The following is a 12,778-nucleotide window of genomic DNA, read 5'->3' as shown; positions in this document are numbered from 1 at the left end:
TTAGAGTCATCTCCTTAAAGAAGAATTTAGAATCCTAAGTCGCGCTCAATATCTTCCATTTCAATGATATCGTAAGCTTCTTGTAGTGTCGGTACTACAACCATTTCTACAGGAACAAGATCTAGGTCTACTTTTTCAGATACAATAACAAAACTCTTTTTATCGGCTCTGTGGTTATTACTTAAACGTAAAAACTCTACCACCTCTTCTAAAGCGACCTGTTCTAAACTCGATAATTTAATGATGAGATGATAATTTTTATGGGTATCATATGCCGCTTCAATATTACTAACTAAGGTTTTAACTGAAGCTGTTTCTTGTGTAATAATGGTAGTGTTACCGTCTCTATCTATAATCATAATCTATTGTTTTATTTTAGACGCCAAAAGATAAATTACAGCCATCCTAACCGCTACTCCATTTTCTACTTGATTGAGAATAATAGCTTGTTTAGAATCTGCAACATCACTTGTAATTTCTACACCACGGTTTATTGGGCCGGGATGCATAATAACAATCTCTTTATTAAGGCTATCTAATAGTTCTTTATTAACGCCAAATTGTTGTGTATATTCTCTTGTTGAAGGAAAATAACTAATATCCATACGTTCGTTTTGTACACGAAGCATATTAGCCACATCACACCACTCTAAGGCTTTCTTTAAATTGGTCTCTACTTTAACCCCTAAATCTTTGATATATTTAGGAAGTAAGGTTTGAGGACCACAAACCATCACTTCTGCACCTTGCAACTGCAGGGCGTAAATATTTGAAAGTGCTACCCTACTGTGTAAAATATCACCAACAATAACGACTTTTTTACCTTTTACAGTCCCTAATTTTTCTCTTATAGAATACGAATCTAATAAGGCCTGTGTAGGATGCTCGTGAGCACCATCACCGGCATTGACAATACTGGCATTCACATGTTTAGACAAAAACACCCCTGCGCCAGGATTAGGATGCCGCATCACCACCATATCTACTTTCATAGATAAGATATTATTTACGGTGTCTATTAAGGTTTCTCCTTTTTTAACTGAAGATTGAGACGCCGAAAAATTAATCACATCTGCTGAAAGTCGCTTTTCAGCTAATTCAAAAGATAATTTTGTTCGTGTTGAATTTTCAAAAAACAGATTGGCAATGGTAATATCTCTTAGAGAAGGCACCTTTTTAATAGGTCTATTGATGACTTCCTTAAACTGATCTGCGGTTTCAAAAATAAGATCGATATCTTCTTTAGTAAGATATTTAATTCCTAATAAGTGATTGACACTTAATTCGCTCATTTCTTTCAGTCTTTATTAGCTAGTGAGCCTTAGTTATAGGTCCTTAGCAATTTACTTTTATGTTTGTCTTAATTCTAAATCCCATGTTGATTTACAGCGTCTGTTCTATCAACATCATGATCGGTTTTATTTATCTACCAAGTACACGGCATCTTCCCCATCATTCTCTTGCCATTTTACAATAACCTTTTGGTTGTCTATAGCATCGACTTGCCGGCCTCTATAATTAGGTTGTATAGGCAAGTGTCTACTAAAACGTCTATCTATTAAGGTTAGTAATTCTATATCTTTTGGACGTCCAAAGGACTGAATGGCGGTAAGGGCAGATCGTATACTTCTACCTGTATATAATACGTCGTCTATAAAAACAACATTTTTATCTTCTACAATAAAATTGATGCTGGTGGTATTGGCCTCTAAAGGTTTGTCACCGCGTCTAAAGTCGTCTCTAAAAAAGGTAATGTCTAAATGTCCGAGTTGAATATCCTTGATCTTATAGTCATCACTAAGCATTTTAGCTAATCGATCGGCTAAGTATTTTCCGCGTGGTTGAATACCGATTAATACCGTTTCAGAAAAATCATCATGATTTTCAATGAGTTGACAAGCCAATCGGTGAAGGGTAATATTGACTTCTTTAGAGTTAAGTAAAACTTTTTGACTCATATCGTTTCCTAGCATTATGGTTTACAAAGTTAAGGTAAATATATTTGTTTACAAGGGATATTTTAAGCTCTTTCGGCAGTGAATTTTGAGAAGAACACCGTATCGTATTCCAGTTGTAATGAAGAAATCAACTCTCATTATAACCGAAAGGAAAGCCACCTCATTCTAGAAGGCTCTTAATTAAGACCTTGTATAGTGTTGCGATTAGTTTTAGAAAATTTACATAGCGTTATAGGTTTTGTACTAGTTCTTAAAATAAGGGCATAAAAAAAAGCCTCTCTAAAAATAGAGAGGCTTTTATATAATTAATGGTTTTTCTTTACCACCAAACTAAAGCTCGGTGTTGCGAAAAAAGGAATTATTTTTTCCCGTCCATTTTATCTTTAAGTGCTTGTAAAGCATCATTTGCATCACCTAAAGTAGGTTTAGCTTCTGCCGCTTGAGCTTCTGCTTTTTTCACAGCTTGCTTAACGATTTTAGCTTCTTCTTCTCTAAAGATTGCAGTATGAGATGCTACTACACGTTTGAATTCTTTATTAAATTCAATGATCTTGAATTCTGCTTCTTCACCTTTACCAAGTTTAGAACCATCTTCTTTCTCTAAGTGACGTGCAGGAACAAAAGCAACGATATCTTCATTAAAATCAATTGTAGCTCCTTTATCTACCATCTCAGTGATCGCAGCTTTATGAGTTGTACCTAAAGCAAATTCAGTTTCATATTTATCCCAAGGGTTTTCCTCAGTTTGTTTATGACCTAAAGATAATTTACGTCCGTCTACATCTAATTCTAATACTACTACTTCTAGAGTATCTCCTACGTTACAGAACTCAGATGGGTGCTTAATTTTCTTAGTCCAAGATAAATCAGAGATATAAATTAATCCGTCGATACCTTCTTCTAATTCAACAAAAACACCAAAGTTTGTAAAGTTACGTACAATACCTGAATGCTTAGAACCTACAGGATACTTCGTAGTGATATCAGTCCATGGATCTGGCGTTAATTGCTTAATACCAAGAGACATTTTTCTGTCTTCTCTATCTAAAGTTAAAATTACAGCATCGATTTCATCTCCTACAGATACGAAGTCTTGAGCTGAACGTAAGTGTGTAGACCAAGACATTTCACTTACGTGAACTAATCCTTCAACACCTTCTTCTACTTCAACAAAAGCACCGTAATCAGCGATAACGACAACTTTACCTTTTACTTTATCTCCAACTTTTACGTTTTCACCTAAAGCTTCCCAAGGATGCTTAGATAATTGTTTAAGACCTAATTGGATTCTTGATTTGTTTTCATCAAAATCAAGGATTACAACATTTAATTTCTGATCTAACTCAACAATCTCATTTGGATGGTTGATACGAGACCAAGATAAATCTGTAATATGAACTAAACCATCTACGCCACCTAAATCGATAAACACACCGTAAGAAGTAATGTTTTTCACAATACCTTCTAAGACTTGTCCTTTTTCTAATTGACCAATGATTTCTTTCTTTTGCTCTTCAATATCAGCTTCAATTAAAGCTTTATGAGAAACAACTATGTTTTTGAATTCGTGGTTGATTTTCACAACTTTAAACTCCATAGTTTTGTTTACATACTGATCGTAATCTCTAATAGGCTTCACATCAATTTGAGAACCTGGTAAGAATGCTTCAATACCAAATACGTCAACGATCATACCACCTTTAGTTCTGCATTTTACAAAACCGTTTACGATTTCACCAGTATCATGTGCGTTATTTACACGTTCCCATGCTTTAATAACACGTGCTTTTCTGTGCGATAATACTAATTGACCTGTTGCATCTTCACGAACATCAATTAATACTTCAACTTTATCACCTACAGCTAGGTTTGGGTTGTAACGGAATTCGTTAAGTGAAATAACACCTTCCGACTTTGCATTAATATCGATAATAGCATCACGGTCTGTGATAGTAATTACAGTACCTTCTACAACTTCATCATCTAAAGTGTCAACGAAATTTTCTGATACTAATTTTTCAAATTCTTCTAATTTCGTATCCGCTACTTGCTCAATTCCTTCTTCGTAATTGTGCCAATCGAATTCTTTTAAGAATTTTTCTGGGTTTGCTTGTGCTTCAGAGATTACTGGAGCTGCTGCTTCAGTTGCTTCAACTTCAGCTTGGTTTGTTTCTTTTTCAGACATGTGTGCTGAATAAAAATTTGTATTCTGTAAGTTTTGAAAGATTTGCGAAAAATCTACAGAAGTTATTATTAAATTTGTTTTTCTTTCCCTTTCCTTACTTTCTTGTATTCGCTAAAAAGGAGTGCAAAAGTACTACATATTATTCTGAAAACCAAATACTAAATCATGTGACTTTATTTTTTATTTGGGGTCTTAACTTATAGAAGATCAAATTGATGGTTTACAGTTTAAATTTTAAATCATAAATTCTTATCTTTACAAGTAACGATTAACAATTCAAAAAACAACTATTATGGTAAAAGCAAAATATCAAGATGTTCTTGATTTAGGAGAAAAATTAAATATTAAAGAAGGAAAAGTTGAAGAGGCTGATGGGAAACTAAAAGTTTGGGGAACTGCAGCAACACCTTACGAAAAAGATTTAATATGGGATAAGATTAAAGAAATCGGAGGTGAATCTCCTTCTGATATTATGGCCGATATTAAAGTTGAAGACGATTCTGTCTATGCAAAGCACACGGTTAGTTCTGGTGAAACTTTAGGTAAAATTGCAAAGCAATATTATGGTGAGCCAGGGAAATACCAAAAAATATTTCAGGCTAATACCGATATTTTAAAGAACCCAGATGTGATTCATCCTGGTCAAGAATTAGTGATTCCTAAATTATAATCAGAGACCTTAACATCTTAAATTATATAAAAAAGCGACTTCCCTTATGTTTAGGAAAGTCGCTTTTCATCTTTAATAAGATTATATTTTATTCTTCTATTAAAGTCTTGGCCATAAACACTAACCTATCAAGTTGCGTTTCAATACTTAAGTCTGAATTATCAATCTCTACAGCATCTTCAGCTTTTACTAAAGGCGAATCTTCTCTAGTAGAATCGATATGATCTCTGGTGGTGACGTTTTCAAGCACTTCTTCGTAACTTAATTGATGCCCACGACCTAATAATTCTTGATAGCGACGTGTAGCTCTCGTTTCTGCAGAAGCCGTCATAAAGATTTTTAATTCTGCCTCCGGAAACACCACCGTACCTATATCACGCCCGTCCATTACAATGCCTTTATCTTTTCCCATGAGCTGTTGTTGCTCTACTAACTTTCGTCGCACTTCCGATAAGGTTGCCACGGGACTTACGTATTTAGAAACCTCTAAAGTTCTAATGGCCGCTTCTATATTTTCTCCGTTTAAATATACCTCAGCAAAACCTAAGTCCGGATTAAACTTAAAGGTAATATGGATAGAATCTAAATTTTGAATCAGTGCTTCTTCCTTAAAAAAACCTTCTCCTATATACTGCTGCTCTAAAGCAAAATAGGTAACCGCCCGATACATCGCTCCGGTATCTACATAGATATAGTTTAACTGCTTTGCTAATTGTTTCGCAATGGTGCTTTTACCAGTGGATGAAAATCCATCTATGGCAATGACTATTTTACTCATATATTATTGTAAATCGATTTGAAGCCCAAAAAAACTTGTGTTTGAAGCTCCTGAATATCTAGCATGCGTATAACTGAAACGCATTTTATTAAGTTTAATTCCGACACCTACTGAAAGTCCAGAAAAGTTTCTCTGGTCTACAATACGTAATTCTTCCGCACGTCTAAAATTATATCCCAAACGAATATTGAATCCGCCTTCTGGGAATAATTCTGCTCCTAAAATTAAATGTCTCAGCCCTTCGTTTAAAAAGCTGACCTTCTCTTCTGTTTGATTACCATCTAGATCTGTGGTAACACGTGCCGGATTAGCTACTGAAATTGGCCATTTCTGTAAATTCTCTAAAGTAAGATGCCAACGTAAAGGCACATTTTCTAGCGTTTGAGACATCCCAAAATTAACCTCTAAGGGTAAAGGCTCGTTTTGACCAGCATAGGTAGAAAATTGAGTTCCTAAATTTCTAACGGTTAAAGCGGCATGGAAATCTAGTTTTTCGTTGATGTACATCACACCAAAATCTAAGGCGCCACCCACTGAATTATATTGTTCTAAGGCCGAAGTAATCACTTTTAAATTAGCACCGACATAAATATCTGAAAATGGAATCTTATAATTATATCCGGCTGAAATTGCCGTTTCGTTACCACTAAATGTTCCTGTAGAGTTTCCATCTAAATCATAACCATCAAAAGAACCATAGTTTATATAAGTGACTCCGATATGAAAGGTTTGTACATGCCGATCCCAAGTATACGCATAGGCCGCAGTACCATAACTGATATCACCCAAATAGCTTGAATAGTTTATAGCAAGCTGATTATGCATTTTATAGTTTATTGAAGCCGGATTGTATAAGGCTTCCGTGACATCATGATCAAAATTGGTAATAATTTTACCACCTAAAGCAGCCTGTCTTGGCGAAGACACCAAGTTTAGAAATTGATACGTTGATTCTCCACCTAATTGTGCGAATACAGAACATGCTGAAAGCATTAAAATAAAGGTAGAAATCCTTTTGATCATAGACTTGCAAAATAAGTAAATCTATCTTAAAACGGTGATATGATTTTTTTATTTTTTTTAAGCTTTAGATATTGTTGCACTTTTTTCTGTTATCGTGTATCTCTGCTCCTATATAGACATAAAAAAAGCCTTTTAAAAAGGCTTTTTATTTCAGAAATGGTAGGTATTAACTTTGCCTTACCTCAATTGTTGTAGGGTAAGGCAAAGTTATACGTCTCTAGAATCCTAAACGCCTATAGCTGTTTAGCATTATCAACTTTTTGTTTGGTAAGGGCTAGTTTTAACACATCACTCATATCTTTTACGTAATGGAATGTTAAGCCTTTAAGGTATTCTGGTTTAATTTCGTCAATATCACGACGGTTGTCTTCACACAATAAAATCTCTTTTATACGCGCTCGTTTAGCCGCTAATATTTTCTCTTTTATACCACCGACAGGTAAAACCTTACCTCTTAAGGTAATTTCTCCCGTCATGGCTAAACTCTTTTTCACTTTACGTTGCGTAAACAAAGACACTAGTGACGTTAACATCGTAACTCCAGCACTAGGACCATCTTTAGGTGTTGCTCCTTCTGGAACGTGAATATGAACGTTGTATTTATTAAAGACCTCAGAATTGATTCCGAATTCCTCTGCATTCGCCTTAATATATTCCATGGCAATAGTTGCAGATTCTTTCATCACCTTTCCTAGGTTACCGGTAATAGAAAGCGTGCCTTTTCCTTTTGAAAGAATTGATTCGATGAATAAAATATCACCACCTACACTGGTCCAAGCTAAACCTGTAACTACACCAGCAACGTCATTATTTTCATATTTATCGCGCTCTAACCTTGGACTTCCTAAGATTTCAATAATATCATCATTAGAAATTTTGATATTATAATCCTCTTCCATCGCTATATTTTTAGCAGCATAACGCACCATTTTGGCGATTTGCTTTTCTAAGCCTCTTACTCCAGATTCGCGTGTATAGCCTTCCACTATTTTTTCTAATTGCGGTTTTGCAATTTTTAATGCGCTACTATCTAAACCATGCTCCGTCAATTGTTTTGGCAATAAATGTCTTTTAGCGATTTCAACTTTTTCTTCAATAGTATATCCCGTAACATTGATAATTTCCATACGGTCTCTTAAAGCAGGCTGAATGGTATTTAAACTGTTAGATGTCGCAATAAACATAACCTTAGAAAGGTCGTAGCCCATTTCTAAGAAATTATCATAAAACTCATTGTTTTGCTCCGGATCTAAAACTTCTAACATGGCAGAAGACGGATCCCCTTGACTTCCTGTTGAAAGCTTATCAATTTCATCTAAAACAAATACAGGATTAGAAGTTTGGGCCTTTTTTAAACTCTGAATAATACGTCCTGGCATAGCACCAATATAAGTTTTACGGTGTCCACGTATTTCGGCTTCATCACGTAAACCTCCTAAAGAAATTCTTACATACTCTCGGCCCAAGGCTTCTGCTATAGATTTTCCTAATGAGGTTTTACCCACACCTGGAGGTCCATAAAGACATAAAATTGGCGATTTCATATCGTTACGTAGCTTTAAAACCGCTAAGTATTCAATAATTCGTTTTTTAACATCGTCTAAACCAAAATGATCACGATCAAGAATTTTCATGGCACGTTTTAGGTCAAACTTATCCTTACTAAACTCGTTCCATGGTAAATCTAAAAACAGATCTAAATAGTTACGTTGTATAGAATACTCGGCAACTTGAGGATTCATACGTTGCATTTTAGACAATTCTTTTTCAAAATGCGCTTGTACTTTATCGTCCCATTTTTTCTGCTTTCCACGCTTTTTCATCTCTTCGATTTCTTCTCCCGAAGACACACCACCACCTAATTCTTCTTGAATGGTTTTCATTTGTTGGTGTAAGAAATACTCACGTTGTTGCTGGTTCATATCGCTCTGAACCTTTGACTGTATGTCGTTTTTAAGTTCTAACTTTTGAAACTCTAAATTCATGAATTTCAACGTTTGAAGCGCGCGTTCTTTAAGATCATTAATCTTTAAGAGTTCTTGCTTTTCTTCAACATTAAGATTCATGTTTGAAGACACAAAATTGACTAAAAACGAATCGCTTTCAATATTTTTAATCGCGAAACTCGCTTCAGAAGGAATATTTGGACTTTCTTTAATGATATCTAAAGACAAATCTTTGATCGAATCTATAATCGCTCTAAACTCCTCATTATCTTTCGCTGGTTTAGCTTCAGCAATATCAGAAATGGTTGCCGTTAAATAAGGTTTTTCAGAAACTACTTCTTTAATTTCAAAGCGTTTTTTTCCTTGAATAATTACCGTTGTATTGCCATCAGGCATTTTTAAAACCTTTAGAATACGTGCCACCGTACCGGTTTTGTAAATATCCTTAGCGGTAGGGTTTTCTACAGACTCATCAATTTGAGAGACCACACCGATAACTTTACCACCTTTATTGGCATCATTAATTAACTTGATAGAAGCGTCTCTTCCCGCTGTAATTGGGATAACAACGCCCGGAAACAATACCGTGTTTCGCAATGGTAATATTGGCAATGATTCTGGTAAAGATTCATTGTTTATTAATTCTTCATCTTCAGGTGTCATTAACGGAATTAATTCTGAATTCTCATCAAAATCCTGAAATGACAGATTGTCTAAGTTTAAAAAATTTGATTTTCCCATATATATTTTTAAGTCATTCTGTCACTCTTACCGACAGAATCCTATGATTTTTAAATGTATTAATAATTAACTTTATACTGAATACCAAAGCATTACAAGATATTTAAAGTTATTCACATCGTAATAAATTCAATTGTTATGCCATTCATTTTATAATACTAAATAAATCGTAAAATAATTTATTGACTAGAGCAGTCTGTTATCCTAAATGAATAGTGTAACCTTCTGTAAAAGTAACCCTCGATTAGTAAAAGCCATTATCTTTTTCACATCATCCTAATTCCCTTTTCTTAAGCTCTAAATAAAAAAGGCTACCCTTTTAGGTAGCCTCTTAAATCTATTTCGTTCTAACCTCAATTAGTTAAGGCTATAGTTTACTAATGTCCCAGAACTTAAATTGCCAACAAATTCTATTAATCCTACATCTTTCGCATAAAAATAATCTACAGTCGTTGTCGGTGCGCCTAAAGCTTCCAATTCCAATCTAACTTGCAAAACGTTGTCATACTCTACGCCTTCCACGGTACGCGTTAAATCTCTAGCTATCATTTCAAAATTATAGGTAGCACTATAATCTACATTAGGAATCTCAGGATAATTAGAATCAGTAGCGGTATATGAAATGGTATAACTCACATGACTCGCCCATTCATCACCCGCTTCAGCAGAATCTACTAACATTTTTGTTGTAATATAACTTGTTGTAATCGCATATCCAGGAATATCATACCCTCCAACTGCGGTTCTTATATAATAACTATCTCCAGACTTAAGTAACCAAGACTCAGAATTTAATAAGTCGTCAAATTTGTAATAGGTATCCCCATCAATAACCTCAGTCCCTACCATATCATAAGTTACACCTCCATAGAAGGTATCATTAAAATTCCAAACATTACCAACAGCTCTTGGCCAATAATCTCCAGTGGAAGCTGCTCCTGTACCATCAGTATCACCTCCATCTGATCCTCCGTCATCATCAGAAACCCCTGACGTTAAGTCTGAATCTAAAGGTTCATTTTCACAAGACTGAAATGAGGCCAAAGAAATTAAAAAAATAAAAGCGAAGGCTAGTTTGGTAATTTTCATCATAATTGGTTTTATATTTAAAAATAATTTATTTATTTTTTTAATGGCACTCGGAATAACAAGAAAATTCCTGCTAAAAAAAAGACGACCAAAAACAAAATGGCGTTTCTCATACTGCCTGTAACCTGATCTATCGTTGCAAAAATGACCATCCCAATAACAATACCTATTTTCTCAGCAACATCATAAAAACTAAAATACGACGTGGTATCATTAGTCTCTGGTAAAAATTTAGAATACGTAGATCTTGCTAAAGATTGAACACCACCCATAACCAAACCGACAAGTCCTGCCGCAACATAAAATTGAAATGGCGTGACCATGAAGTAAGCATAAAAACACAGGGCCATCCAAAAGCCATTGATAACAATTAATGTTTTAAGATTTCCAAAAACAGAGGAGGCTCTAGAGGTTAAAAATGCTCCTAAAATAGCAACCACTTGTATAATTAAAATACTAGAGATCAATCCGAAGGTTTTAGCATCTGCCCCACCCCAAGCAATCTCTTCTTCTCCAAAATACACAGCAACCAGCATAATGGTTTGAACCGCCATACTAAACACGAAAAAAGCAATTAAGTAACGCTTTAGACGTAAGTTAGATTGCAACTGCAACCAAACTTGCTTGAGCTCTCTCAATCCGTTAAAAACAACATCTTTGGTAACTTTACCACCTTTAGAAACACCTTTAGGAAGGATATAAAAGGTGTACTGACTAAAGAGCATCCACCATAACCCCACGGTAATAAAAGACAATCGCATAGCTTCAAAAGACGCCTTATTTTTAGCCGCCTTTAAGGCTTTTGCAACTTCTATTTCTGTCCCTGTTTCTTGAAGTGACACCGGGGTGCTAATATCAAACCCGAACCATTGTGGATACATCACCATGGCCAAATTCAGAATTAATAATAAAACACTCCCTAAATAGCCCAAGCTAAACCCTTTGGCACTAATGCGGTCTTGCTGTTCTGGAAACGCGATATCAGGCAAATAGGAATTATAAAACACTAGACTTCCCCAATAGCCAATAAGTCCCATAAAATAGAACAGCAAACTTAAATGAATATGATCTAGATTAAACCAATACAATCCTATACAACCTAAGCCACCGACGTAGCAGAAGAATTTCATAAAATTCTTTTTATTCCCAATGTAATCTGCAATACCAGAAAGAATTGGAGATAAAAACGCCACGATTAAAAATGTAAACGCCGTGACATAAGTAATTAAAGCGGTACTTTTAAAAAGCACCCCAAAGGCCATAACATTCTTTTCTACCTGACTTACAAATAAAGCGGAATAAAAAATTGGAAAAATAGAAGAAGCAATTGTTAAGGTATACACTGAATTAGCCCAATCGTAAAAAGCCCATGCATTTAATAATTTTTTACTTCCTTTTTTAATTTCACTCATAGTTACTTATCCTTTATAAAGTTCTCTTCTTAGATTAACCAAGCGTATGATGTAGAACTCCGACCTATTAACACAAAAAAAAGCTGCTCAAAATGAGCAGCTTCGAAAGTAAACAAATATTCTTAAATTTTTAATTTATCGGTCTAAATGATGTCACCCCAAATTTTTGAGCTTCTTGCTTAGCTTTCGGCGCTAAAGCCGTTAAGTTTTCTATCCTAGAATCGTTGCTAGGGTGTGTGCTTAGAAATTCTGGAGTAGTAGATTCACCACTATTCGCTTTCATACGACCCCATAATTCTGCAGCTTCATCGGGGTTGTAACCTGCAATTGCCATAAGGTAGAGCCCAATTTTATCAGCTTCCGTCTCATGAGAGCGACTAAAAGGCAACATTCCTGCGACATTAGACACCACACCAAAAGACTGGTTAAAAATTCCTAAAGCTTGATCATCGTTAGATAAGGCCACATTACCCACTACAGATACCCCTTGCTGAATATACGCCGCACTCATACGTTGTTGACCATGGTTTGCTAAGGCATGCGCTACCTCGTGCCCCATAATTGCGGCTACACCAGTTTCGTTATCGGCAATAGGAAGAATTCCTGTATAAAACGCAATCTTCCCTCCTGGCATACACCACGCGTTAACCTGATCTGATTCTATCAGTTTATACTCCCAAGCATAATCTTCTAAATACCCTTCAAAACCATTAGCGGTAAGGTAGCGCTCTGCAGCAACGGCTATACGTTGCCCTACACGGGTTATCATTTCGGCATCAGAAGTTCCTGTCACCACTTTATTTTCAGCAAGCACTTCATTGTATTGTGCAAAAGCCGTTGGAAATAATTGATCGTTTCCTACAAATGCCATTGTTTTTTTACCTGTAAAAGGGTTTGTAGCACAGGATACGGCTACCACTACAATGGCAAGACTTGAGACTATTTTATTAAGTTTCATATGTTTCTTTTTTGTTTA

11 protein-coding genes are annotated in these 12,778 nt (G+C 35.3%); 1 reads left to right on the top strand and 10 read right to left on the bottom strand.

All coding sequences use genetic code 11. The annotated features are described in order from the left end of the window. Positions 1–26: 26 nt before the first annotated feature. The 4 genes from DFQ08_RS07665 to rpsA form a co-directional block, all read right to left on the bottom strand. Positions 27–359, bottom strand: a complete 333-nt coding sequence (locus DFQ08_RS07665) for a ribonuclease Z (RefSeq protein WP_114309405.1) — start codon at positions 357–359, stop codon at positions 27–29. 3 nt (positions 360–362) lie between these two features. Next, a complete protein-coding gene (locus tag DFQ08_RS07660) occupies positions 363–1,292 on the bottom strand; it encodes an aspartate carbamoyltransferase catalytic subunit (protein WP_114309403.1) in 930 nt (309 codons plus the stop codon). Positions 1,293–1,418: 126 nt separating this feature from the next. Next, positions 1,419–1,958, bottom strand: coding sequence for a bifunctional pyr operon transcriptional regulator/uracil phosphoribosyltransferase PyrR (pyrR, locus tag DFQ08_RS07655; protein WP_114309698.1), 540 nt, complete (start codon positions 1,956–1,958; stop codon positions 1,419–1,421). A 358-nt stretch (positions 1,959–2,316) separates the two neighbouring features. Then, positions 2,317–4,143, bottom strand: coding sequence for a 30S ribosomal protein S1 (gene rpsA / locus DFQ08_RS07650; RefSeq protein ID WP_114309402.1), 1,827 nt, complete (start codon positions 4,141–4,143; stop codon positions 2,317–2,319). A gap of 292 nt (positions 4,144–4,435) precedes the next feature. Between rpsA and DFQ08_RS07645 the strand changes: the two genes are divergently transcribed. Continuing rightward, the gene (locus DFQ08_RS07645) at positions 4,436–4,813 is read left to right on the top strand and encodes a LysM peptidoglycan-binding domain-containing protein (RefSeq protein WP_181858377.1); all 378 of its coding nucleotides are present in this window, start codon (positions 4,436–4,438) and stop codon (positions 4,811–4,813) included. Positions 4,814–4,901: 88 nt separating this feature from the next. On the opposite strand, the gene cmk is transcribed toward DFQ08_RS07645, so the two are convergent. The 6 genes from cmk to DFQ08_RS07615 all read right to left on the bottom strand — a co-directional run bounded on the left by cmk (position 4,902) and on the right by DFQ08_RS07615 (position 12,760). Then, positions 4,902–5,591 carry a (d)CMP kinase gene (gene cmk / locus DFQ08_RS07640; RefSeq protein ID WP_114309398.1) on the bottom strand — a complete coding sequence of 230 codons (690 nt, stop codon included), beginning with the start codon at positions 5,589–5,591 and terminating at the stop codon, positions 4,902–4,904. Positions 5,592–5,594: 3 nt separating this feature from the next. Further along, a complete protein-coding gene (porQ, locus tag DFQ08_RS07635) occupies positions 5,595–6,614 on the bottom strand; it encodes a type IX secretion system protein PorQ (RefSeq protein ID WP_147269455.1) in 1,020 nt (339 codons plus the stop codon). A 233-nt stretch (positions 6,615–6,847) separates the two neighbouring features. Continuing rightward, a complete protein-coding gene (lon, locus tag DFQ08_RS07630; protein WP_114309396.1) occupies positions 6,848–9,301 on the bottom strand; it encodes an endopeptidase La in 2,454 nt (817 codons plus the stop codon). Positions 9,302–9,658: 357 nt separating this feature from the next. Continuing rightward, positions 9,659–10,393 (bottom strand): hypothetical protein, encoded by a 735-nt coding sequence (locus tag DFQ08_RS07625; RefSeq protein WP_147269454.1) that lies wholly within the window; start codon positions 10,391–10,393, stop codon positions 9,659–9,661. 29 nt (positions 10,394–10,422) lie between these two features. Further along, a complete protein-coding gene (locus tag DFQ08_RS07620; protein WP_114309391.1) occupies positions 10,423–11,802 on the bottom strand; it encodes an MFS transporter in 1,380 nt (459 codons plus the stop codon). A 130-nt stretch (positions 11,803–11,932) separates the two neighbouring features. Continuing rightward, complete coding sequence (locus DFQ08_RS07615; RefSeq protein WP_114309389.1) at positions 11,933–12,760, bottom strand: M48 family metallopeptidase; 828 nt, start codon at positions 12,758–12,760, stop codon at positions 11,933–11,935. Positions 12,761–12,778: the final 18 nt, after the last annotated feature.

Origin of the sequence: Winogradskyella arenosi (genome assembly GCF_003337305.1) — a bacterium.
Taxonomy (GTDB): domain Bacteria; phylum Bacteroidota; class Bacteroidia; order Flavobacteriales; family Flavobacteriaceae; genus Winogradskyella; species Winogradskyella arenosi.
The sequence above is the reverse complement of the archived record's forward strand: the minus strand, read 5'-3'. Positions and strand labels throughout refer to the sequence as shown.